The organism is Patescibacteria group bacterium, from assembly GCA_041659765.1.
In the GTDB taxonomy this organism is placed as follows: domain Bacteria; phylum Patescibacteriota; class Patescibacteriia; order UBA9934; family UBA9934; genus JAGORL01.
This window is the reverse complement of sequence record JBAZXR010000001.1, coordinates 288,607-312,121: the sequence shown is the minus strand read 5'-3', so window position 1 is coordinate 312,121 and position 23,515 is coordinate 288,607. Positions and strand designations below refer to the sequence as shown.

Annotated in this window: 27 protein-coding genes and 4 tRNA genes; 7 read left to right on the top strand and 24 right to left on the bottom strand. The window is 51.0% G+C overall.

Annotated features, from left to right (window positions below; genetic code table 11):
* The 3 genes from WC813_01715 (at position 1) to dusB (ending at position 2,621) form a co-directional block, all read left to right on the top strand.
* Positions 1 to 1,041 carry a hypothetical protein gene (locus WC813_01715; protein MFA5946717.1) on the top strand — a complete coding sequence of 347 codons (1,041 nt, stop codon included), beginning with the start codon at positions 1 to 3 and terminating at the stop codon, positions 1,039 to 1,041.
* Entirely contained in the window at positions 974 to 1,567 is a 594-nt protein-coding gene (locus WC813_01710; GenBank protein MFA5946716.1) for an AAA family ATPase, read from the top strand. The genes WC813_01715 and WC813_01710 overlap by 68 nt, the downstream gene beginning before the upstream one ends.
* Positions 1,568 to 1,658: 91 nt before the next feature.
* Entirely contained in the window at positions 1,659 to 2,621 is a 963-nt protein-coding gene (gene dusB / locus WC813_01705) for a tRNA dihydrouridine synthase DusB (protein ID MFA5946715.1), read from the top strand.
* Positions 2,622 to 2,650: 29 nt separating this feature from the next.
* Here dusB and WC813_01700 read toward each other — a convergent pair whose 3' ends face one another.
* The 21 genes from WC813_01700 to WC813_01600 all read right to left on the bottom strand — a co-directional run bounded on the left by WC813_01700 (position 2,651) and on the right by WC813_01600 (position 20,462).
* Positions 2,651 to 2,821, bottom strand: a complete 171-nt coding sequence (locus WC813_01700; protein ID MFA5946714.1) for a hypothetical protein — start codon at positions 2,819 to 2,821, stop codon at positions 2,651 to 2,653.
* Between the two features lie 174 nt (positions 2,822 to 2,995).
* A tRNA-Gln gene (locus WC813_01695) sits at positions 2,996 to 3,069 on the bottom strand.
* Positions 3,070 to 3,122: 53 nt separating this feature from the next.
* Positions 3,123 to 4,406, bottom strand: a complete 1,284-nt coding sequence (locus WC813_01690) for an FAD-dependent oxidoreductase (GenBank protein ID MFA5946713.1) — start codon at positions 4,404 to 4,406, stop codon at positions 3,123 to 3,125.
* Between the two features lie 29 nt (positions 4,407 to 4,435).
* Entirely contained in the window at positions 4,436 to 6,115 is a 1,680-nt protein-coding gene (dnaX, locus tag WC813_01685; protein MFA5946712.1) for a DNA polymerase III subunit gamma/tau, read from the bottom strand.
* Between the two features lie 152 nt (positions 6,116 to 6,267).
* Complete coding sequence (locus WC813_01680) at positions 6,268 to 6,660, bottom strand: hypothetical protein (protein MFA5946711.1); 393 nt, start codon at positions 6,658 to 6,660, stop codon at positions 6,268 to 6,270.
* Between the two features lie 146 nt (positions 6,661 to 6,806).
* Positions 6,807 to 9,401 (bottom strand): type IV secretion system DNA-binding domain-containing protein, encoded by a 2,595-nt coding sequence (locus WC813_01675; protein ID MFA5946710.1) that lies wholly within the window; start codon positions 9,399 to 9,401, stop codon positions 6,807 to 6,809.
* On the bottom strand, positions 9,398 to 9,922 hold the full coding sequence (locus tag WC813_01670; protein ID MFA5946709.1) for a hypothetical protein: 525 nt from the start codon (positions 9,920 to 9,922) through the stop codon (positions 9,398 to 9,400). Before WC813_01670 ends, WC813_01675 begins: the two co-directional genes overlap by 4 nt.
* Positions 9,923 to 10,298: 376 nt before the next feature.
* Entirely contained in the window at positions 10,299 to 10,745 is a 447-nt protein-coding gene (locus WC813_01665; GenBank protein MFA5946708.1) for a hypothetical protein, read from the bottom strand.
* Between the two features lie 49 nt (positions 10,746 to 10,794).
* A complete protein-coding gene (locus WC813_01660) occupies positions 10,795 to 11,307 on the bottom strand; it encodes an ORF6N domain-containing protein (GenBank protein ID MFA5946707.1) in 513 nt (170 codons plus the stop codon).
* A gap of 75 nt (positions 11,308 to 11,382) precedes the next feature.
* A complete protein-coding gene (gene cysS / locus WC813_01655) occupies positions 11,383 to 12,765 on the bottom strand; it encodes a cysteine--tRNA ligase (protein MFA5946706.1) in 1,383 nt (460 codons plus the stop codon).
* 56 nt (positions 12,766 to 12,821) lie between these two features.
* Positions 12,822 to 13,421 (bottom strand): hypothetical protein, encoded by a 600-nt coding sequence (locus tag WC813_01650; protein ID MFA5946705.1) that lies wholly within the window; start codon positions 13,419 to 13,421, stop codon positions 12,822 to 12,824.
* 67 nt (positions 13,422 to 13,488) lie between these two features.
* A complete protein-coding gene (gene dnaJ, locus WC813_01645; protein ID MFA5946704.1) occupies positions 13,489 to 14,541 on the bottom strand; it encodes a molecular chaperone DnaJ in 1,053 nt (350 codons plus the stop codon).
* A gap of 43 nt (positions 14,542 to 14,584) precedes the next feature.
* Positions 14,585 to 14,944 (bottom strand): four helix bundle protein, encoded by a 360-nt coding sequence (locus tag WC813_01640; GenBank protein MFA5946703.1) that lies wholly within the window; start codon positions 14,942 to 14,944, stop codon positions 14,585 to 14,587.
* A 36-nt stretch (positions 14,945 to 14,980) separates the two neighbouring features.
* Positions 14,981 to 15,172 carry a hypothetical protein gene (locus tag WC813_01635; protein ID MFA5946702.1) on the bottom strand — a complete coding sequence of 64 codons (192 nt, stop codon included), beginning with the start codon at positions 15,170 to 15,172 and terminating at the stop codon, positions 14,981 to 14,983.
* A 35-nt stretch (positions 15,173 to 15,207) separates the two neighbouring features.
* The gene (locus WC813_01630; GenBank protein ID MFA5946701.1) at positions 15,208 to 15,591 is read right to left on the bottom strand and encodes a hypothetical protein; all 384 of its coding nucleotides are present in this window, start codon (positions 15,589 to 15,591) and stop codon (positions 15,208 to 15,210) included.
* Between the two features lie 15 nt (positions 15,592 to 15,606).
* The gene (gene dnaK / locus WC813_01625) at positions 15,607 to 17,505 is read right to left on the bottom strand and encodes a molecular chaperone DnaK (protein ID MFA5946700.1); all 1,899 of its coding nucleotides are present in this window, start codon (positions 17,503 to 17,505) and stop codon (positions 15,607 to 15,609) included.
* A gap of 1 nt (position 17,506) precedes the next feature.
* A complete protein-coding gene (locus tag WC813_01620; protein ID MFA5946699.1) occupies positions 17,507 to 18,031 on the bottom strand; it encodes a nucleotide exchange factor GrpE in 525 nt (174 codons plus the stop codon).
* A complete protein-coding gene (locus WC813_01615) occupies positions 18,028 to 18,738 on the bottom strand; it encodes a hypothetical protein (GenBank protein MFA5946698.1) in 711 nt (236 codons plus the stop codon). The genes WC813_01620 and WC813_01615 overlap by 4 nt, the downstream gene beginning before the upstream one ends.
* A gap of 77 nt (positions 18,739 to 18,815) precedes the next feature.
* The gene (locus WC813_01610) at positions 18,816 to 19,364 is read right to left on the bottom strand and encodes a hypothetical protein (GenBank protein ID MFA5946697.1); all 549 of its coding nucleotides are present in this window, start codon (positions 19,362 to 19,364) and stop codon (positions 18,816 to 18,818) included.
* Between the two features lie 6 nt (positions 19,365 to 19,370).
* Positions 19,371 to 19,964: a hypothetical protein gene (locus WC813_01605; GenBank protein ID MFA5946696.1), complete on the bottom strand. Its 594-nt coding sequence runs from the start codon at positions 19,962 to 19,964 to the stop codon at positions 19,371 to 19,373.
* 21 nt (positions 19,965 to 19,985) lie between these two features.
* Positions 19,986 to 20,462, bottom strand: a complete 477-nt coding sequence (locus tag WC813_01600) for a hypothetical protein (GenBank protein ID MFA5946695.1) — start codon at positions 20,460 to 20,462, stop codon at positions 19,986 to 19,988.
* Positions 20,463 to 20,566: 104 nt separating this feature from the next.
* Here WC813_01600 and WC813_01595 point away from each other — a divergent pair.
* The 3 genes from WC813_01595 to WC813_01585 all read left to right on the top strand — a co-directional run bounded on the left by WC813_01595 (position 20,567) and on the right by WC813_01585 (position 20,844).
* A tRNA-Pro gene (locus WC813_01595) sits at positions 20,567 to 20,641 on the top strand.
* 15 nt (positions 20,642 to 20,656) lie between these two features.
* Positions 20,657 to 20,744 (top strand) — tRNA-Ser (locus WC813_01590).
* A gap of 24 nt (positions 20,745 to 20,768) precedes the next feature.
* Positions 20,769 to 20,844: transfer RNA gene (locus tag WC813_01585), tRNA-Pro, on the top strand.
* A gap of 35 nt (positions 20,845 to 20,879) precedes the next feature.
* On the opposite strand, the gene WC813_01580 is transcribed toward WC813_01585, so the two are convergent.
* A complete protein-coding gene (locus WC813_01580) occupies positions 20,880 to 21,758 on the bottom strand; it encodes an FAD:protein FMN transferase (GenBank protein ID MFA5946694.1) in 879 nt (292 codons plus the stop codon).
* Between the two features lies 1 nt (position 21,759).
* A complete protein-coding gene (locus WC813_01575; GenBank protein ID MFA5946693.1) occupies positions 21,760 to 22,251 on the bottom strand; it encodes a hypothetical protein in 492 nt (163 codons plus the stop codon).
* Positions 22,252 to 22,333: 82 nt separating this feature from the next.
* Between WC813_01575 and WC813_01570 the strand changes: the two genes are divergently transcribed.
* Complete coding sequence (locus WC813_01570; protein MFA5946692.1) at positions 22,334 to 22,708, top strand: hypothetical protein; 375 nt, start codon at positions 22,334 to 22,336, stop codon at positions 22,706 to 22,708.
* Positions 22,709 to 22,759: 51 nt separating this feature from the next.
* Here the strand turns inward: WC813_01570 and WC813_01565 are convergent, their stop codons facing one another.
* On the bottom strand, positions 22,760 to 23,512 hold the full coding sequence (locus tag WC813_01565; GenBank protein ID MFA5946691.1) for a thioredoxin domain-containing protein: 753 nt from the start codon (positions 23,510 to 23,512) through the stop codon (positions 22,760 to 22,762).
* Positions 23,513 to 23,515: the final 3 nt, after the last annotated feature.

Genomic DNA, 23,515 nt, shown 5'->3' with positions numbered 1-23,515 from the left:
ATGTCGAACGAAAAAATGAACAAGCTCCCGCTCATTCTCCTCATCACCGTCTTGGCATTCCTCGCCGGTGGGCTTGGAGCAGTGGCAGTCTTGTCGACCCAGGAAACCAAAATCACGGCGGTGAATCCGCAAGTCGTCACGCCAACCCCAACGCCGACTCCGACGCTGGCTGAGCATGTGGTGGCAGTTCCTTCGAACACGCCACCGAAGGAAGTTGTTTCCCCAGCACTAATACCGGAGACCCCGGGTCCTGTTTGGGAGCGATTCTCTGACCCCTATCAGGCTCCAACCCTGGAAAAATATCTGACGTACATGCAAGAAAGCGTGAGCGACTACTGGCTAAGAACGTATACATCGCCAAGAGTTGGCAATTCTTCCATAACGGATTTCAACGTCCACCGTCTATCGGGTCGGTTTGAACAAATCAGCGTCCCTTCAACCCTGATGGCATGGTCGGGAAACTTCGCAGCGCCCTGGAACACAAGACCTTTCAGTATTGCATTTAAAAAAGAGAAACAGGGCTACGGATTCTTCGGCGAAGGAGATCCAGAAATTACCGTATCGTTATTAAACGGCAACGAGGGATGGATCAGCTCTGAAGATGTAAAATGGAATACACTTTCCTGCGCTATTGGGGTAGCCGACGATATCGCCGTTGCGGCAAACTTTTTCGCAGAGATCTACCCACAAGTCGCCGCCGATGTAGACGCTTGCAAGCACATCACCAAATCGATTCTCAAAGATAGCGGATATCCTGATGCAGAAGTCAGCGCCTACACTCTCGACACACCATTCAAAGAAGGGGTACCGGAACGGGGCGGTGCCGGGCTCGTCTACCGCCCAACAATCACGATGCGCGTAGCAAAAAAAGAAGAGATGCAATCCAACCTGCAAAATGGTTACTACGGACTCATGGAACTAGACCTCCATTACTATGATCCGAAAGAAATTCCCACACTAAAAGCCTCTGCCGATGGAATCATACGTCTCCTGCCAGAAACAAAACTCACTCCAAACTGTATCTACGACTATTGCTACTAAAACCCTCATCGTGCTCTCCGGTCTTCCCTATTCGGGGAAATCAACAATCGCCGCCGCACTCAAATCCGAGCGCGGTGGTGTTGTATTATCGCGCGATGAAATAGTCGAGGCCATGCTGAAGGATCCGGTGAAGCAGATGATTGCGAAGAATCTGGCCGAGCAGATCGCTGAGCCTGTATCGAGAGCACGCGAAACAAAAGAAGCGAACGCGATGAATGACGCGCTCACGGTGCTGTACGTGAATGAGATGGTCGAGCGTATCAAGGTGTCTGATGCGAACACAATTATTTGTGACGGCACTCACCTGCAGAAATTGTCACGCGCCTTTATCCAGCAGTTACCGGAGTATCGAAAAATCGCCATTGCCGTGAAGACCCCGGCAGATGTTTGCATCGAAAGATTGTCGAAGTCTCCGTCATCGGGATTCAGAGCGACGGTGACGCCCGAGATGATCAGAAAGCTCGATGAAGTAGCCGAGTGGCCGACGGTAGAAGAGGGGTTTGACGAAGTGATAAAGAAACCGTAAAGTCAGTCATTCTGAGCGTAGCGAAGAATCTGAATGGTTAACCAATCAGATCCTTCGTCGCTAAGAGCTCCTCAGGATGACTGAACGACCTATGATACTCGACTGGTCCAAACTCCCCCGCCCGATTATTGCGCTTTCGCCCATGGCTGACATGACGGACAGTGCTTTTTGTCGTCTGGTAAAGGAGGTATCCGGCGCGGATTCGCCGGTTGTTTTTCGAGAAATGGTGTCGAGCGAGGCTGTCGTCAGAGGCAACGAGAAGACCCTGGGCATGGCAGCTATCCATGATGACGAGCGCCCCCTCGTCCAGCAGCTCTTCGGTTCAGACCCAGCGACAATGGCCGAGGCTGCAAAGATTATCGAGGCCGAATATCATCCGGAAGGATTCGATATCAACATGGGCTGTCCTGTTTACAAAATCGTTCACAATTTTAACGGCGCAGCGCTCATGAAGGACCCGGTTCGAGCAGCCGAGATTATCAAGGCCATTAAAGCCGTCATTACCGTCCCGCTCTCGGTCAAGATCCGCCTCGGTTGGAGCGACCCGCATGAGTGTCTCGAGTTTATTAAAGTGGTCGAAGCTGCTGGTGCCGACCTCGTCACCATTCATGGTAGAACGAAGGCCATGGGCTACTCGGGCGTGTCCGATTGGGCCATGATTGGCGAGGCCAAGAAGCAGGTAAAGATCCCCGTTCTATGTAACGGCGACGTTCATAAGGCCGAGCTCATTAACAAAGCACTCGAGGTTTCCCAGTGCGACGGCGTACTCATTGCCCGTGGTGCGCTCGGCAACCCCTGGATCTTCCGCGACTACGCCATGATTGCTCGCGGGCAAACACCGCCAGTCATCACCATGGAGGAACGAATCCGTGTCGTGAAGCGTCACCTCGATCTCCACCTCGAAGAATACGGCGAGCACGGCGTAAACACCTTCCGCAAGCACCTCTCCTGGTACTTCAAAGGACAGCCAAACGCCAAGCAGCACCGTGACGCCATGATGACCGCAAAAACAAAAGACGAGCTCCTTTCAGTGCTCGACCTGTTTCTGAAATAAATACCCGCCGGTTTCCCGACGGGTTATTATTATTCAGCCATGGCTGGATCTACCTCACCCTCACCCTCACCCGTGGCTGCATTTTCCAAATCGCCATCCTCTGGCTCTACCTCCTCATCGGTATCAGCATCCTTATCCATATCGTCCCCATCCATACCCAAGACCAAAAGCTCCAATTCAGATGCGGTTGCAGTAGACATACGCAATACTAAATTATTTAAGTGCCGGTATATTATAGACCTCCCACAATAATGCAATAGCCCCCCGCACCCCGGGAACTGTGGATATTTCTTATTTACTGAGCCGAGGCCCTTCGACTCGACCGGAAAGCCTCGCTCAGGGCAAAAAAATACAACCGTACGGTTGTATTTTTTTGGTTCCGAGACATGGATTCGAACCATGATTAGAGGATTCAGAGTCCTCTGTCCTGCCGTTAGACGATCTCGGATTAGTTAGTTTCGACCAGAAGAATACGAGGTTTCTACCTTAATGTCAAAACCGTTATAAAGCGTCAATAACACCTTGGGCAGCGGCTTTGCCGGTTGAAATGGCGGCTTCGATGCTCGGCGCTCCAAGGAAATCCCCGGCAAAATAATACCGATTCTTTCCCTGAGCCGCTCTAACAGCCTCCACAAAGGCCTCTTGAGCCACCGGCATAGTCTTCTCCCAATGGACAAAAGCTTCAATACTAGCCGTTGAGCACTCTGGAAAAAGTTCCAGGATTTCTGCTTGCAGCTTTGCTTTCACTTTAGACGCCGCGATCGGCTGATCCCTGTCGCCCCGAATAATCACGTTTAGAGTCACATAGTTTCTCAAGTGCGGTCCGTACAGAACATCCAAGTTAATCGCTGACAGAACCTGCTGGCTCAATAATTCGTCCGGCGCATAGAATATAGCCCCCCAGTCATCGGTTTCTCGGCATTTAGGCTGAACATCCAGTTTAACCGTCGCGGTCACAAAATGCGTGTACCAACACTCCGCCTCTACGCCCTTTAAAATGTCTCTATACAAGTCCGGTGTAACGTTCTGAGCAAAGATGACCGCCTGGTTTTTAAAACTTTGCCCGTCGCTCATTAGAGTTCGACCTTTTACATGAGTGATTGGCGTACCCAAGTGAATCCGTCCGCCCAAACGAGTAATTTCCGTAGCTAACTGATCAATAATAGCGCTCGTGCCATGTGAAAAATAAGAAGTACTGCGCACATCACCATAAAGTGCAGTTTGGCGGAAAATGGGTGCCATGAAAGAAGCCTTAACTGAACTAACCGGACCGTAGCAATACCCCTGGTTCAGGGTATCAAGATAAGTTTCAAATAAACCCGCGTGGGTGGCGACGTCCAAGCTTGAACGCACGTATTCTGAGATTGTTTTGCGATCAAAGCGATCAAGACCTGGATCAGCCACATCTTTTTCCGGTAATAATCGCAAAAGAGATTTCGACCAAATCTGTAAGGTCTGTATTTTAGAAAAAGGAATTTCTTGAAGTTTCAAGGGCGAACCGTTCTTCTCGAGCACGTAGTAGAGTTCCTTAATTGGCGTTCGCGTCAGCAAACGCTCAAGATCAAGATCCTTTAGTAGCTGATGACAATGCGTGTACCATGGATAAATCAAAAATCCCCCGAAGTCGATCTTTTGACCCTGCACCTCTCGGCTTTGAATTCTGCCCCCCAGATACGATTTCGCTTCAAAAATGTCCACCTCGCACTGACCACTTTGTAATAACCGGTAGGCGGCCGACAAACCCGCTACACCTCCACCTACCACCGCCACTGCTTTCTTCTTCATAGGATATGGCAGACAGTATACGCTTTGAGTTAAAGCACTTGCCCGCCAAACGCCTCAACCAAGGTATCAACCGGGTTGTTCGGCTCCTTCCCTTTTTCAATGATGCAGAGAATTTGCGTGGGCATAGCCATCATGATGGCGCCGATAGCTTCCTGAACTAGCCGTTGGCTCTTTTGGTCTTCCATGGCCTTTACGTGGAACTGATAGGCGAGGCTGATAGTAATGGTTGAGCCATCAATCGCCACCGGCTTCGACGAACCCAAAATGAGCGGCATAGACATGTTCCTCTCCCCCACGTGTGCGCAACAGCGTCCCCATTTCTCAATAAGCTCGTCGAGTGTGAATGGCAGGGCACCAGTGGTCGGCGCCGAGGCCTGAGAAGGAGGGGTTATCAACCCCGCACCCGTAACAGGCGGCGGCGTGGCATGCTCAGTATCCATCGTAGATGGCGGGAGATCAAAATCTGAAACCTGGAAAGCGGAGGAAGGTTGTGAAGGTTGAAGAGGCTGTGGAGGTGGCGCCGTTGGTCGAACAAAAGCCGGTGCTGGTGTCGGAGTTGGGGCAGGAGCTGGAGCGACAACTGGTCTTGGTTCTGAATGCCCGATTTGCCCGTTTAGCCCGTCTTGCCCTCCCGTCGCCTCCACAATCGCAATCTCTAGCGGAATCTGCGGCAACGCGGAAATACTCTGTCTGGTTCTGGCAGTCAAAAGCGCATCGAGGAACCTTCGGTGGACGTCCGAAGACGCAAGCTTCGCAGTCGCATTCAGTTTCTGGAGCGTCGACGGGTCGTACTGTTCAGTAGACAAGAATCCGAGCGATGCAAACAGCATCGAACGTACATACTCTAGCAGCTCGTCGATCAAATGGCGGAGTGATCCTCCCCCGTCCACAAAACTATTCACGGTCTTAAGCGCGGTTTCTACATCTTTCTTCGCTACCGCCTCCGCAATCTCCGCCACTGTGCCGGTATGGGTGGCTGGCAAAATGAGCGAGGCCTGATCCTCGCCAATAGTAGTTTCACCGAGTGAAAAAAGCTGACCGAGAAGGCTCTCAGCATCTCGAAGACATCCTTCACTCAAGCGCGCGATGGACGCGAGAACCTTCTCGTCGACGGTGAATCCTTCAGCTTTAGAAATAGTTTGTAGTCTCTCGATCATCTCTTTCGGAGGAACTCGATGGAAATCAAACCGCTGGCAGCGGGAAATAATCGTCGCCGGGATTTTATGGAGTTCGGTGGTCGCCAAAATAAAAACTACATGAGCCGGTGGTTCTTCAAGTGTCTTCAAAATGGCGTTGAATGACGCGGTCGACAACATGTGCACCTCGTCAATGATAAACACCTTGAACTTCCCGCGCGTGGGCGCAAAGCGGACGTTCTCAATGATGTTCTCGCGGGTCTCTTCAACCTTGCTCTGGCTAGCAGCGTCAATCTCCACTAGATCCATGAACCTGCCCTGACGCATCTCCAAACACGCCCCGCAAGCTCCACACGGTTCAGCCTCACCCTCTTTGCGCGTTTCACAATTCAAAGCCTTAGCGAGCAGTCTCGCAATAGTTGTCTTCCCTACGCCCCTAGGACCCGCAAAAAGATAGGCGTGGGCCACTTTCCCATCTCGCAACTGGTTGGTTACAGTCCGAACAACATGCTGCTGTTCAGCCACTTCCGCAAACGTATTTGGTCGGTATTTTCGGTACAGAGCTTCGGCCATAGTGCCACTAGACTAACTGTATTCATCAGAAAAAACAATCAAACCACACACATGAAATTCTACCCCTCCTAACGTCGGCGTGGATGCAAATATCAACAAAAAGAAGAGCCCCGCACCGTGAGGTACGAGGCTTGAACGGACGACTACTGATGTCAGCGCGCGGGACGGTTGAACTTCTTGCGCCATTGCTCCGCAAAGGAATCGACCACCTGGTGAACGCTGCCATCCCTTGTCAGATAGTTCAGCACGTTTCCAACGAGGTGCCGAGCGTACAATTCCTCGTTGTTTTCGAGATCGGTGCTGCTAACGGCGCGAGCACCGAAATAGCCCTTCGCGTTGAACGCAACCACGATCTGCTGTACCGGTACTTTCACACCTACGTGAGCGGTGCTACCACGGATCTTTTCGATCCATCCGATCACATCAGAGAGGTTCGTGAAGTCAAGCGTTTCAAGCGCAAGCACGCCGTCATCCATGATCTGCTGGTGGGCGGCGATGTCCTCTAGCCACCTACGTCTCTCCTCCTGCTTCTCTGGAGAGCTCATGGGCTCATCCATTATGGTGCTTGTATTAGGGTCCGTTGCCATGAGCCACACTCCTCGAGGACCGCGGGAAGCGGTCTCTCTATCGTCAAAACGACACTAATGTATAACATATTAGATGAGTCGCGTCAACCAAAAACCACCGGGGTTTAAGCCGGTGGCGGAGGTGGAGGCGGGATGACCTTCTTCTTCAGATTAAGCCCCGAACGTTCAGCAATGTCGGCTTCTACCTCGTCCTTATCTCGGCCGTACATGATTCTCGAAATCTCCTTGAGGGCGGCACCAACTTTGGGATTGCCGTCTTCTTTTTCGTTGACCTTAAGCGTAAAGGGCTGAGCCTGAGCGCCATCGATAATAATCTTCACGCTCCAGTAGAGGAACTGGGTATTCATGAGGTCATAGCCGGAGAAGGTCGGCTCGAAAATCTTGCCAAGCACGTCAATGTCATCCGGACCGACGCGAGCGACGAAGGTGGAACCAACGTTACCAATAACCGCATCGCGAATCTCGGACTTACCGTCCTTTGTCAGCTGGCCCATGTACTGGTGAGCCATGATCAAGTTGAGTCGGTACTTTCGAGCCTCGGACAAGATGGTCGCAATAGACGGCGTGACAAAGTTCTGGAATTCGTCGATATACAGATAGAAATCTTTTCTGTCTTTCTCTGGCATGTCAGCTCGACCAAAAGCGGCCATCTGAATCTTCGCCACAATGATCAAACCAAGCAGCGACGCGTTCACTTCACCGGTCTTACCCTTCGACAAGTTAATGAGTAAAATCTTTCCAGTATCCATGATCTCGCGGAAGTTGAAGGCCGATTTTGATTGGCCAATGATGTTACGCATCATCTCGTTTTCGACGAAACGACCAACCTTTGAAACAAGGTAGCCCATCATTTCTGATTTGTGGTAATCAGAAGTCTTCGCCATCTCATCTTCCCAAAAACTTCGAACAACCGGATCTTTGACCTTCGCCACCCACTTCTTCTGGAATTCCTCATCCGCGATCATTCGAGGGATTTCGACGAGCGTTCCAGGATTTTCGATGTCAGCCATCAAGGTCAACATGTAGTTACGCATCTGGTGCTCAAACATTGGACCGATCATCTCTGGCGGAAAAAGCATCATGAAGATGTTAATCATTTCCTGCACCGCAAAATCACGCATGTCCTCGCTCGGGCACTCGAGCATGTTGAGTCCCATCGGCTTATCCGTATCCGAAGGATTGAAGTAAATGACGTCGTCGATTCTCTCTTTCGGAATCAATTCGAGTACGCCGTCAGCCAAGTCTCCGTGCGGGTCAACAATACAGACACCTTTTCCGGCGCGAATATCCTGGATGGCCAAGTTCTTAATAAACTCAGACTTACCGGATCCGGTTTTACCAATGAGATACATGTGACGACGTCTGTCCGCATCCTTAATGAACACATTTGTCGTCTTTCCGCGATAGGTGTTGGTACCGAGCCACAACCCTTCTGTAGGGATATTCGTCGGCACTGGCGCAGTCTTGGCGAGCATCCAGCGGATGTTTGGCGTATCACTCGTCGAAAGCGGCAAATGCCAAAGTGAAGCCAGCTCCTCAGTATTCATGACGAGTTTCTGCCCTTCGGCGAATGTTCGGAAAATGAATCCTTCGATAATGGCTTTCTTAGAACTCGGGATGCTCTTTTCAAAGGAATTACCGTATTCGTAAATGTTGTATTGGCTGAACGCTTGAATCACGTTCGTCAGATACAACTGCGCAGCCTCGGGGCTCGAGGCTGAAGCAATAACACGAACATTTGTTTCGAGTCCTGCCTTGCTTAGTTTGTTTTCAATGCCTTCGAGCATCTTCGTCTCCGCAGCCGACATCTTGCGCTCACGCAGTTTCTCCTTGGCCTTTTCTTTGTCTTCTTTGCTTTCAAACCAAGAACCGATTCCTCCTTCGCTGCTGCCTTTGAGTGCCTGCTCGAGCGTCATCCCCTTCTGCATGTTCTTCACAATCTTCATGCCCTTCTCGCGCCAATGGTGATGAGCTGGTCGAACGAGCACCTGGATAGCGAGACCGTCGCCCTCGGCAACTTTCGATAACGCGTTGGTCAGCGAGTTAAGCGGATCAACCTCCAGCTCCTTATATGTCTTAATGGGGAACGCGCTTGTTCGCTTCAGCTTCAAGTAGCCACCGAGCACCACGCCCGTAGGTGAAAACATGTTGTAATCCCCTGCATCTTCAATGTACGCGTCTGGATATTGCGCGTGCATCTGTTCTTCGAAGAAGTTAGCGTACTTCTTGGGAACCGTCGCAAAGAAGGTGACGAGCTTATCCATGGCCACCATCTCAAACGAAAAGATGTCAGCTTCGCCGTACAGCCAGGCGTGAATGCCGGAATCTGGCTTTAAGCCGCCAAAGGCCGCAAAAATGCTCTCCGCAATAGCTACTTTTTCTTTCGTCTGCTGAGCCGAATCACTGCTCTTAGCCTCTTCCTCACTCTTAAACTTGGGAACAGTGATCCGATAGGTAATAAGCTGCTCCTCTCCACCGCGGGCGTGCGCGCGCTTGTGCAGGGCTGTGCGAACGATATTTATTAGTAGAGCAAAAAAGAAAACTAACCCGAGTACGAGGCCGATTGGCAAGGCCAAAGACACCCAATCAAACTGCGCCGCCTGCTCAGCAATCCCCGCAGTGTCTGTTGAACCAAAAATTGGATCAGCTCCTAAGCCGAGATCATTTTGTGCAAGTTGAATTCCTCCGTCTTCGATCACAGAATTTGCTTTTCTTCTTCCGCAATTCGTTGAGCTGTCTCAAGATCAAGCTTGGCCTCTTGTTCCAAAAATGCTTTTTGTGTCTTCTTTTCGTGCTTTGGAAAAATACTCAGCCATTTTCGTGTCCCAACGAGCACTTCATGATCCTTTAAATCATTCCGATAAATCATGTCCGCAATCCTCCGCGTAAGCTTTGCGCCCTCGGTTAAAGCTTCCTGCTGACCCGCCGGAGACAGCCCCTTAAAGAGCGGGGCTATTCGTTTATTTCCAAAGGCGTCATCAACTTTTTTATAAATACGCGCGTACTTATCATCGGTCGCCATCTGAACGTTAGTTGCAACCGGAGCGGCGGGAACAACAACAACTTCAGGTTCTGACGCAGGCTGTTGAGTTGCTGGCTGCGGTTCAACCACCGGCTCTACATGCGGAACTTCAACTGAAACCTCCTGGGCCTCAGGGGTTTGTAGAACTTCCGGCGATTTCTTAATCTCCGGCGACGGTGATGTCAAATCAAAGGCCATAACAGTATTTTATCATACAAACCGCGCCAGCATTGACAGAAACCCACCGTTGTGGTATAATAATCTCTTCTTGAATACGTGACTTTTTGCAAAAAGCAACGATTTCAGAGGTTTCTAGAGCGAACAGCTTGTTACGCAGTAGAAAGGTAATTGAACAGTATTCCCCTTCACGAAGACTCACGTCCTAGGTAAAGGTTAAAGCGTCCGGATAGTATCTAGACCAGGTCTACTGTTTAAGCCCTCTTTCTTGCTTGTCATGGCAGAGGTGCTTGTGCCGAAATAAAAATCCGCTGTTGACCCTATACGGGCTCGGCGGCTTTTTTGTATCCAAAAGGAAAAGCCGCCCGGGACGCCGGACGGCCTATACGAAAACGTGTCACTTTTTCTTTGGCTCTGGAGCTTCGTCGCTCGGTGTCTCGATGAGGAACATCTGTCGGGCCGGCTCTTTAGCCGAGTCCATCTTCGGAACAAACGGGATGCGGTGCGGCGGACTGGCTGGCTCGCCGTGACGGCTGAGCGGCTGCAGGACGAGTACGTCACCATCAAGCGACAGCCGCGCATAGCCACTGAACTCCACGTTGTTGCTCCGACAATAGTCCTCCACGAGCTTGTGCTCGTAGTGAAGCATGTGCTCTTCAGTCTGCCCCTGAACGGAAAACATGAACCCGCTCAACGCCCGACGGTTTGGCTCAGCCGCGTGCGTGGTTACGTCGTCAGCTCCACGCGTGTAGGGACGGAACATTCCCGTTACCGGGCCACGCTCGAGCACCTGTCGCGTCAACGTCCTTACTTTCACTCCCGGACCAATACGCACTTCGTCCATGGTGCCTCCAAAGCCAAACCAAAGTAGACCTTTCAACAGCCTACGTCAACTAAAACCCAATCGGCTTCTTCGGGACGTCCTTCTCAATAATCAGCGATTTGATCGCCTTAAAAACCGCGCTGAATTGATCGTCGTATTTCCGTTCAAGATTATCAAGCTTCTTTCGCAACTCCGCATTGCTCGCGATCATCTCACGAAGCTTCGTAAAGGTTCGAATGATTTGGATGTTTACCTGGATCGCTTTCTTGCTCTTAAGAACGGTCGACAGCATAGCTACACCCTGTTCTGTGAACGCATAAGGAACGTACCGCCCTCGAATAAGTGAACGGTTTGAAATCACAAATTGTGATTTGAAAACCTCGATCTCTTCTTTTGTTAGACGAAACATGAAGTCTTCAGGGAATCGAGACTTGTTGCGGACGACAGCCTGGTTGAGAGCGCCCGTTGTCACGCCGTAGAGCTCGGCCAGATGCCGATCAAACATGATCTTCTTGCCCCTGACAAAAAAAATACGCGACTCAATTCGCTCACCCGGAATCAGAGAAATATCTGGTTTACTCATATCTGTTGAAATTTATAACTTGATATCACAATTTGTGATTTCAAGTTTGGAAGTCACAATCTGTGACTTTCAGTTTTATCGACGTTCACGAATCTTCTGCCCCACTTTGCCATCTTCGACAACGAAACCAAGACCCGCAATGACGTCGCGGAGTCTGTCAGATTCTTTCCAGTTCTTTTCTTTTCGTGCCTCAGCGCGTTGTTCGGCGAGCTCCTCGACTTCCTGTGGGACGAGGAGAGGAATGCCAATGTACCGATAGAGTCCGAGACCAAGCACCGAGTCAAAGAATGTGAGCGTAGCGGAAATGGTGGCCGGCATGAGACCGTCATCCTTCAACACCTCAAAAAGGCACGCCAACGCATTTGGCGTATCAAGATCATTATTAATAATCGTCAAAAACTTTTCCTTTAGTACTTCGTCTACCTCGCTCGGCTCTGGCAACTCACGGGCTGCGTCGATTAGGTTATCGAGAGCATTCTGCGCACCCGTCATCGCCTCCCAGGTGAAGTTCTGCGGGGTCTTGTAGTGCGCACCGAGCACAAAGTATCTAAAAGCCATCGGCGAGAAGCCTTTGTCGGCAATGTCCGCAATCGTATAACCATTCCCGAGCGATTTGCTCATCTTGCCCCCATCAACCATCAGAAACTCGTTGTGTAGCCAATAGTTGGCTTCGAGCTTGCCTCGAGCTCCCTCGGTTTGTGCGAGTTCGTTCTCATGATGAACAGCGATATGGTCGATTCCGCCAGTGTGGATGTCGAACGGCACGCCAAGATACTTCTCGCTCATGGCCGAGCATTCAATATGCCAACCTGGGAAACCAACGCCCCAAGGAGATTCCCATTCCATCTGCCGCTTCTCCCCCTCCGGCGAAAACTTCCAGAGCGCGAAATCTGACGTATTTTTCTTCTCGCCCATGTCTACTCGAGCACCAGCCTCTTTGTCTTCAAGTTTCTGACCGGAGAGTCGACCATAATCTGCCAACGTTGAAGTATCGAAATAGATGCCATCAGTTATCCGATATGTGTGTCCGTTCTTTTCGAGCGCCTCGATCATCTCTACTTGCTCTTTGATGTGATCTGTCGCCTTTGGTCGAACGGTCGGCTCGAGCAAATTCAATCGCTCGGAATCAGCCAAATATAACTTCGTGTACTCCTCGGCCACTTCCCATGCAGTCTTCCCTGCCCGCTTTGAACCCTTCTCCATCTTATCCTCGCCCTCATCAGCATCACTGACAAGATGACCGACGTCCGTAATGTTGATAACGTGCTTCACCTCGTAGCCGTTTGCTTCGAGTGTTCGACGAAGTACATCAGCAAAAATAAACGACCGCAAATTCCCGATATGTGCTCGGTCATAAACGGTCGGACCGCACGTATAGACGCCCGCTTTTTTAGGCACGAGGGGTTTGAACTCCTCTTTAGCTTTAGACAGGGTGTTCGTGAAGAAAATGGGCAACATAGTTAGTAAAAGAATAACCGCTCGCCCCATGAAGAGCAAGCGGTCAACGCAAACGGTCACAACGACGCGAGTTGCACGAGAAACGGCTCCTCGCTGGCCTCCGCCGGCGTGTACGTGAACTTGAGGTTCTTGTACCGACGCTCAGGGATCCGAGAAATCTCTCGCGGAAGGATGTAGGTGCCGGTTTTCGGTGGCCGCTGGAAGAGCTCTACCCGTCCGTCACTCCGCACCGCTACCCCATCAAGGGCGAGCAAAATAGCATCTTGCCCGTGATCTTTGAGCAACATGACTTGGCGAATCAGGTAGTCAGGGATGGGTACTTCGAAACCCACGTTCTCCACGACTTTCGTGATTTGCGGCAAGTACTTCTTCATCTTCGAGTTCCACTCCTTGGCACATTCTTCCGGCGTGCCAATGAAGAAAGCGTCGCACGGGAATTTGTTAAGACCTCCGCCCGCGTAGCGGGCTACGATCTCACCATCTTCCAGCCGCTCAAAGGATCTGAGCCCAAGCTGGGAACGACACACGGCAGGAATCAGCAGGTTCCCCTTCACCTCAGCAATCACGCTCCACACCACCTCGTCAAACGGCCCCCGATCATAGAAGGCAATCGCCACCTTCCCCACGTCAGTCACGTCGAATGTCCGATAAACCATGTTACCCCCCCTATAAAACATTCGGAGGTTAACACATCCCGAAAAAATATACACGAGCTTACAAACACTAAGCCTCCCGCAAATTTGCTTGCTCTAAAAAGTCTCGTGTTTTTTTATCGAGTTTAGTCGGCGTTGTTACCTTAATAACCACAATATGATCACCCCGTCCGCGACCGGTCGGCACTCCCTTGCCTCGTAGCCTTAGCTCGGTTCCGGACTGTGTGCCGGCGGGAATCTTCAGGTCGACTTTCCCATCAACGGTATCAATTTCGACGCTGTCGCCAAGTGCTGCCTGAGTGAAGCCGATGTTCTTTTCAGAATAGATAGTCGAGCCGTCTCGGTTGAATCGCTTGTCGGCCGTAACGTGCAAGTTCAAATAGAGGTCGCCGGGTTCACCAGCCACGCCAATGCTCTCGCCCTCGCCGCGTACGCGCACTTGCATGCGGTCTTCAACTCCCGCTGGAATATCAACTCGAAGTGTCTTCTTCGAACGCACGGTTCCTTGTCCGTTGCAGGTTGAACAAACCTTCTCCGGCTTCTCGCCCTTGCCATGACACGTAGAACAATTCTGGCGAACCTGCATGGTTCCCAAAAGCGTCCGCTGATTCACAACGACGAATCCTTTACCCTTACAAGTCTCGCATTCATGCATTTTGCTTCCCGGCTCTCCGCCGAGTCCTGCACAACGGTCACACGCGTTCGACTTGTTCAAATTAATTTCTCGAGTCACCCCAAACACGCTCTCCGAAAAAGTGAGCGTGACATCCATTTGTAAATCAGAGCCTTTCTGCGTTCGACCTCTTCCTCCCCCGCCAAAGAAATTTCCAAAAATATCGCCGAGATCGCCAAACTGGTTCGGGTCGAATCCCTCGAACCCAGATCCACCGCCACCAAAACCTCCAAAGCCTTGAGGCCCCTCGGCGCTTCCGTACTGGTCATATCTCGCGCGCTTCTCCTTATCGCCGAGTACTTGGTACGCCTCATTGATCTCCTTGAACTTCTCCTCCTTCCCTCCCTTATCAGGATGATGCTCATGCGCCAGTTTTCTAAAGGCACGCTTAACCTCGTCCTCGTTGGCGGACTTGTCGACGCCCAAGATTGAGTAGTAGTCTTTGGGCACAGGAGATTAAAGTATTAAAGCGTAAAGATTAAAGTCTGAAATCCTACTGAAGGCTCTTGATGTATCCGGTGATCATTTTCGAAATCTCGGTAGCTCGAGTAATCCCGTCCGTCGATCTCTCCGCACCCACAAACTTGAGATCTTTTGCTGCGTAAAACATCGATCTCACTTCGCCGCTGGATGCCTTCGCGATCTTCAAGTATCGAATATTCGCTTTCGCCGAGCCAGCTTCATGCCCTTCGGCCAAATTATTCATTATGGACAGTCCCGCACGCTGAAGTTGATCTTTGAAACTTCGGTCCTGTATCAGTCTAGTTGAGGAGTAGATGAAAGAAACCAGCTCTCGCGATTTTTTCCATACTTCAAGATTCTCAAACTGCAAAAATTCTTTCCTCTTGATCACATCAGACTTTAATACTTTAACACTTTACGTTTTACACTAGTGTGCATGCCCGCAATCACAACCGCCTTCTTTCTCACAATTCTCCGGCGTGCAGTTTTCTTTTCCGCACTCGCAAACCTCCTTTGCCTCTGGATCGTTTTCACAATCACATTCCTCCCGCGAGTGTTCGTGCGGATGATGTGCGTGCTTGGGGCCGAACATGCCCTTGAGCTTGTCTATAAATGACATAGAGAAGTAGGTAAAAGAGAAGGTTAATGAGTGGGTTAAGCGGTGGGTTGTGTGACGGCCTCCCAGGTGCAGAGGTGCACCGGCTCTCCGCCGTCAACACGCGCCCAGATGCGGTACTCGCCAACAGACTTTACGGGAAGATTAGGAATCCGTGCAACCAGGTTGGCGGCCGGGCCCTTAATCTTGTTCTTAAACAACTGCCCGCCGTCTACGAGGGTATTCGATCCGTCCGTCACATAAACCTCCATGTCGCTCTCCTCCGGAAGGTTAGTCAATCGCGTCGCAAAGAACCCACGCAACGCCACCGGCGCGCCCGGCTGGAACGTGGTGCGGTCGAATACATGAATGTAGCTCTGGAGTCCGTTGACGCTCATTGAAGCGAACTCACAGATCAAGGCGTATTCTTTGGTGGGGTTCACAAGATGAGTTATGAATTATGAGGAAGATCCCTGTCCGTTATCCTTCTTCTCCGTAAACTCTGCATCTTTCGTTTCCGGCTTTGCTTCACCAGCTGGTGCGGTTTCTGGCGTGGGGTTCTGCTGATACATCTTGGCGCCAATTGTTTGTGCGGCTTTCGAGAGTTCTTCGGCCGTAGACTTCATCTTTTCGACATCCTCGCCGTCCTTCACAGCTTTCACGGCGTCGATCTTGGTCTGGAGGTCTTTCTTTTCGTCGTCAGACATCTTGTCCTTGAAATCTACCATCATCTTCTCAACAGTGTACACGGTTGTATCAGCAATGTTGCGGGTTTCGGACAAATCGCGCTTTTTCTTATCCTCATCTGCGTGGGCTTCAGCGTCCTGCTTCATTTTCTCGATTTCGTCCTTTGAAAGTCCAGAAGACGACGTGATTGCAATCGTTTGCGTCTTGTTCGAAGCCTTATCGGTCGCCGAAACGTGCAAGATGCCGTTCGCGTCGATATCGAACTTCACCTCAATCTGCGGAACACCGCGCGGGGCTGGCGGAATACCGGAAAGGTCGAACTGTCCGAGCAACTTGTTATCGCCGAACATGGAGCGCTCGCCCTGGGCAATACGAATCGTCACGGCCGGCTGGTTATCCGTGGCCGTCGAGAATACTTGAGACTTGGAAGTTGGAATGGTCGTGTTCTTGTCGATGACCTTAGTAAACACATTACCCATCGTTTCAAGACCAAGGGAAAGCGGGGTCACGTCGAGGAGCAAAATGTCCTTCACGTCGCCCTGGAGAACACCAGCCTGAATCGCTGCGCCCACGGCCACAACTTCATCCGGGTTCACGGTGACGTTTGGTTTCTTACCGAAGTATTCTTCTACCTTCTTCAAAACCAACGGCATGCGGGTCATTCCACCCACCATAACAATCTCACCGATAGATTTCGCGTCGAGCTTAGCATCAGCAATTGCCTGCTTCACGGGACCAAAGGTCTTCTCTATGAGTGGCATGACGAGTTCTTCAAGCTTCGCACGCGTAAGCTTCAGCACCAGATGCTTTGGACCTTCTGCACCAGATGTAATGAACGGCTGGTTGATTTCCGTTTCATTCGCCGTCGAGAGTTCGATCTTCGCTCTCTCGGCCGCATCTTTAATACGCTGCATAGCAAGCGCATCGCCTCCGAGGTCAACGCCCTCGAGTTTCTTAAACTCGTCCATGATCCATTTCATGATGACCATGTCGAAGTCATCACCACCCAGGTGCGTATCACCGTTGGTCGCTAATACCTCGACAGTTCCCTCGGATACGTCGAGAACCGAAACGTCGAACGTTCCGCCTCCGAGGTCATACACCGCAATCTTCTGACCAACTTTCTTGTCGAAGCCGTAGGCAAGAGCTGCAGCAGTTGGTTCATTGATGATACGCAAAACCTTGAGGCCGGCGATCTCGCCTGCATCTTTCGTGGCCTGACGCTGAGCGTCATCAAAATACGCTGGAACGGTGATGATTGCCTCAGAAATCTTTTCGCCAAGCTTCTCTTCTGCATCAGCCTTCATCTTTCCAAGAATCATCGCCGCAATTTCCTGTGGCGAAAAATCTTTGTCGCCGAGCTTAATAGCAACACCCTCGCCGCGCTGCACAATTTCGTACGGCATCATCTTGATATCGCGCTGCACTTCACTATCAGAAAACCGGCGTCCAATAAGGCGCTTCACGGAGTAAAGGGTATTCTTCGGGTTCGTCACCGCCTGTCGCTTAGCCGGCATGCCAACAACGCGCTCCGCGCCCTTCGTCAATCCAACCATGGACGGCGTGGTGCGCATTCCCTCTTTGTTTTCAAGAACCTTCGGCTGTCCGCCTTCCATCACGGCCATGCAGGAGTTCGTAGTTCCCAAATCGATTCCAAGAATTTTTCCCATATTATTTTTCATTCACAATTACTTTTGATGGTCGCAAAACAACATCACCAAACTTCCAGCCTTTAATTATTTCTTCAAGCACTTCGCCGTCTGGCTTCGATTCGTCCTTTTTCGACCCGCCAGCTTCGTGCAATTTTGGGTCAAATGGCTTACCAACGGATTCGATCGCTTCGACGCCGAGACCTTTCAAGGCTTCAGTGAATTGTCGATCGATGTGTTGGATACCGGTAAACCAGGTGTCGAACTTTTTCTTGAACTCATCGCTGCATCCGGAAACGTCGGGCACATGCTTTGTCACGTAGCCGAAGTTGTCGATGACGGGGAGCAAATCGTCGGCCATGCCCATCCGCACACGTCGGCGGTCTTCTTCTCGGGTTTGGGCGTTCGATTTCTGCAGATTTTCGTAATCGGCTAAGGCGCGCTTCCAGCCGGAGAGATATTCGGCGCATTTGATTTCCAAATCGTTCGGTATTGGGTCGACGCCTGGGTCGACCCCTACATCTACATTTTTCGGTTCTTCGCTCATACTAATAATGGTTGCTCAATCATTTTCTTCGCCTGGTTTAAGAGGGCGATGTTTCTGCCGTAGTCCATGCGCATGGGGCCAACTATGCCCATGATGCCGCGTTCGCCGTCAGGTAATCTATGTCTGATGACAACGCTGCCGAGGTCTGACCCGAACGGATTGCCTTCGCCTAGAATTACTTGCACGTCATCGTCGGTTTTGTGTAGGAGCGTTCGTAACGCGCCGTCGAACTGGTCAAGTGACTCGGCTAACTTGAGAATTGATTCTTCGGTTCTAAAATCGGGTTTGCGCAGCAGGTTCGGAATGCCGAGCGTGGCACTCCAAGGTTTAGTAGTCGCGAGCATCACCGCATCGCCGGACGCATCAGCTAGCGCTTCACCGAGACCCTTCAGCCGTTCTTCAAAGTCCGGCGCTCGACCGATGGCTTTAATGGTGACATTGATATGCACTGTCCGCGGCCTGTCAGATGGAATCGAGTTCGCGATGTAGTACCGATACCCGAGTTCCGTCGGCACTCTGCCAGCCGACGTATGTGGCTGGGTCACGAGACCCTCGGCCTCTAGCACAGCCATGTCATTTCTGACCGTAGCGGACGAACAGTCAAGCGCGTAGCGGTCACACAGCCCCTTAGAGCTGACCGGTTCCGCTGTACGGACGTATTCGTCAACGATATAGCGCAAGACCTGGGCCTGGCGTTCATTCAACATAAAAGAGAGTACATTAGCACTCTCAATTATAGACTGCCAGTTTATAGTGTCAAGATACGTCGTTCGCGAACGACGTATCAAGCAACCTTCTTGGTACTTGTTTCCTTGAACATCTTCTCAACCGCTTTCTTCAGCACCGCTACTCTGGCTTCCCGATCAGCGCGCTTGAGTGACGCGTATTCGGTTGATCCAACTCCAGTGATTGACTCCCCACGCTCATCGGCATCAGCCGCATCAGCAAACATCTCGCGAGGATCCAAAAGAATCTCTTCGTTTTCCCGTTGCTCTACATCGGCCGCCGCTTCTCCAGCTAACTCAGAAATAGGTCTATCAGAAATGGTGTGTTCAGGAATATATTGATCACCCATGATCCGCCTGACCTCAGCCTTATCCTTTGCTCGGGCATTAGCCTTAATCTCGGCCCACTTAGTCTTGGGGACATCATCCATCTCTAGCTGAACATTCTGAATTTCATCCTCAACCGTAGCTAATTCGCCAGCATCACCATGCTCTTTATATGCGTCCTCTTCCGCGTACAACTGCTTCAGTTTTTCTCCAAGCTTAACCTTCCGAGCTTCACGCTCAGACATTGGCGGAGCTGATTCTTGCCGGCGTTCGCCCATCATAGACAGCTATGAAACGATCATCTCCGCTAACTCCTCAGGGCGAACTGAATACTCGGACTCATCATCTTCAGAAGGGGCCAAATGAATTGCGTCCCTAGTTATTTTTGTCACGGTCACCTCTTCCGGTGCATTGCCCGCCTCAACTTGAATTTTAAAGACATCGCCAATTTTATAAGTCCGCTCAGCCTCAGCCTTTGCCTTGCGATTTTTCTTAGGCACAGGCGGCAGAGCTAGATCCTTATCAACTTCTTCGACAGACTCATCTTCAGCAGCCTCTGGTTCAGGTTCGGGTTCACGGTTTTCAGCCGGCTGTTTAACAGGAGTCACTGGTTGGGCTTCTTCGACAGCCTCGGGATCGTCCAGTTCAACGTCGTCCCCCTCTTCAATAATCTCGCCCTTCTGCATGGCCTCAAGCCAAATAATTTGGTTCTTATCGAGCACGTTCGGGTGTTTCTTTTCGAGCAGCTCAACATCAATCAGACCGTTTTCAGACAGAATGTGCTCAGCAACCAAAAGCTCGCGCCACTGTTCATAAGTGTCGCGATGTTCGACCAGTGTCTCACGGTTATCCCCTCGTTCAGCGTGTTTTGTCTTCTGCATAAATTATTTATTTACCCGTAGTTATGCGGCCTTCTCCTGTCCGGCCTGTCCGTATACGTCACGTTTGACTGGGGCGCTTCTGGCCGCAGCTTTCTTCCGAATATCGCCCAAGCTCTTCTCGGTCAGTCCCAGATCATAAAGCTTCTGGACGTCAACCAACACCTTACCCGACTCTGACATCATGCTAACCCCCGGATCAGATAAATAATCGACCCATTGATCCAACAGCGCGTCAGCTTCATTTTCTTTATTCTCTACAGCTAATTCTTGTTCATCCGTCCCAATGTCATCTTCTGACAACGAATCCTGAGCTAACTCTTGGACTGGAACGACTTCCGCTTTCTTTTCAGAACGATCAACCTTCTTCCATCTGCCCGCAGCCTCAACGGCCGGCCTCACCCCCAGTTCTTTATTCATGGCCGCAAAAGAAGCCTTGTTCTCGACCTTCTTTGCGGGATCAAACAGTTTTCTCTCCGGCGAGCCCATTCCTTCAGGCATACAGATGATGATCAATAAGTTGATCCTAGTATACAAGAAAAACGACAAGAACGTCGTTCTTGCGCCTGCAGAAAAGATACGGTACTCTATGGCCGTTCTACAGACGGGCTGTAGCGCAGTGGTAGCGCGCTTGCATGGGGTGCAAGAGGTCGTGGGTTCAACCCCCGCCAGCCCGACCATTGAGAAAAAAATACGGAAGGGTCGCATAGTGGCCTAGTGCGCACGCTTGGAAAGCGTGTGTGGGGAAACTCACCGCGAGTTCGAATCTCGCCCCTTCCGCCATTGATTTATATATTGATTCATCGACGGGCTGTAGCGCAGTTGGTAGCGCGCTTCGTTCGGGACGAAGAGGCCGTGGGTTCGAGTCCCGCCAGCCCGACCATAAAATCACTTGCACAAGATGCGGGTGTTTTTGTTTTATTCCGCAAAAATACCGGGCTCGAAACCGAAAGAATATTTGAAAGTGTAATCCGCGTACATGATGAGATAACCCACCGGATACTCGCGTCGTAAAACGTCGGCATCGGCGAACATAAAGGCCGTCGTCATCGCGTCGGCGAGGAGGGTGGAACTCGCGAGCGTCCAAATCGCAATAATGTGGCGCGGGCTTTCAAGCTTAAACGGGTCAATGATGTGATGAAACCTCCCCCACGTCCGGCGATTACCAGCTGAACCACAAATACTTTGGTTTTGGATCAGCACTGTGCCGATGACCATGTCCAGTCTGTCGGGGTGTTCAAGTCCTACGCGAATCGCTTCAGCTCCTCGGTGGCGAATGTCGCCGCCCGCGTTAATCATGTAGGCCGGGAATCCTTCGCGCTCAATGAGCTCGCCAACAATATCTATAAGGTAGCCCTTGCCCGCCGCGCCAAAATCAAGGAGTACGCCGGGATGCATGACCACGAGATGATTATTGGAAGGATCGAACTTCATAACATCTTCCCAAGGCGGCGGACTCGTCAGTGTGCCTTCAACTAATGAATACTGCGCATCATAGCCGGCGTCCACGAGCACCTGGCCAATGAGCGGCGTAACGTGTCCGTTCGTCGAGCGATACACCTGCTCGTACAAAGCAAAAAGAGGCTTCGCATCCCTTGGGAAGGCGTACACCCCTTCTTTTTTTGCTATCTGCGTGACGAGCGAATCATCCCGAAAACGCGAATATGTTTGATCGAATGTTTCGATCCGTTCTGCGATTCGACGTTTCAGCTCTGTCAGCGCGTCTGAAGTGATTTCGCCCAAAATATCAACGGTCCAGTGGGTCCCGATCGCGTCGAATTCGAACCGTTCAATCATATTAGACCTTGGCCTGCGCCTTAATCTCTGCCAATGCTTCTATGAAACCCTTTGGGGTCAATGAAGAACCTGAAACAACGGTCAATTGTACCTCGTCGATTTTCTTCCCGATCACGAGCGTCTTGTAGCCTTCAATAAAACGCCCCTGCATGAAGACAGACTTTGGGTTAGTCGCCATGGCTACCACGGTAGCATCAGTAATAATGTCCTCTTTGAGCGTAATGGTCACCTTGATTTCTTCAGAGCCGGCCGGCGAATTGTAGTTGCCAACAGCGGTATAAGTTCCATTCTTGTAGACATTAGAAACAACCGCCGGTTTGTCCGTGGGCGTGGCAACTGGCTCGAAAGGCGATTCTCCTTCAGCTACCTCCTGTACGGTTGATTCTGTAACTACCGGAGCGTTCCCGGCGCAGCCGGCGCCAATAAGTACCAACGCCGCCATGGTGACAGCTCCCGCCGTCTTCAAATATGTATCAACTGATTGCTTGCGCATACAAAAAAGAAAAAAATAACGGAGGAACTGTACCAGCCTCCGCACGTGTCTACAATCCTTTCTGGTGATATATTTCAGCAGTATGAAAAAAGCTTACCCTGCAACCGTCGTTCAAAATCCCCTCGCCGTCCTACGCAAGGCTGGTTATTCCCCTTTCCGTGACCCGCAAACTGGCGAGGAAAGTTTTGTTATCCGTCTGACTCCGGAGTTCTATCCGCGCTTCCACCTATACGTTGAAGGCGACGCGTCATCGGTTTCATTTAATCTGCATCTAGACCAAAAGAAACCTAGCTACGGTGAGGGCCACGCCCACTCCGGCGAATATGACGGGCCAACGATTGAGAAAGAGATGGCAAGAATTAATGGCTGGGTGAATCACGAAGCCAAAACGGATAACCGAACGAATCAACAGGTAAAAAAAGCTAAAAAGGGTCTCTTCGCAAAATTATTCGGCTAAATCAAAAACATCGAGCGCTAGGCTCGATGTTTTTGTAGTTATTTAATAACTTTATTTTGCCAACTCAGCATCAATCATTGACTTGAGTGTTGAGTACGGAACCGCACCAGAAACTAATTGACCGTTAATGAAGGTGGCTGGAGTGCCATTGACGCCGGCCACGCTGCCGCTGTCCACATCGGCATCAATTACTGACTGATACTTCTTGTTGGCGTAACAGTCATTAAACTTCTTCATGTTCAACTTCAAATTACCAGCAACTGTCTTGTAGTAGTCGTCGCTAAGTGAAGTCTGGTTCTCCATGAGTACGTCGCCGAATTCCCAATATTTACCCTGTTCTGAAGCACATTCTGCGGCGTTAGCTGCCGGCACGGCATTCGGATGAATGCTCGTGAGCGGGAAGTTGCGCATAACCCAGGCCACTTGATCGCCGTAGTCAGACACCATCTGCTGAAGTGACGGATGATGCTGCCCACAGAATGGGCACTGGAAATCGGAATACTCAACAACGAGCACCTTAGCTTTCTTCAAATCGCCCTTAATGTGCTCGTTCGGCTGAACTGCAGCCAGCGGACCGGCGGCTGGCGGGGTACCAGGATCCTGCTGGGAAGGCGGAGTGCTGGGGAGCGGAGTGCGTGCGCCGTTAGAGGCCAAGGAGATGCCCGTAAAATTATTTAAAAGAAGTGCCAAGGCAAGACCAGTCACCAAACCGAACGCGTACATGGTGCGTGGGTTTCCATCAAAGAAACCGTTTGCTGTCTGTGGGACCTGAGGAGCTGGCTGTGGCTGGATTTGTTCATTCATACC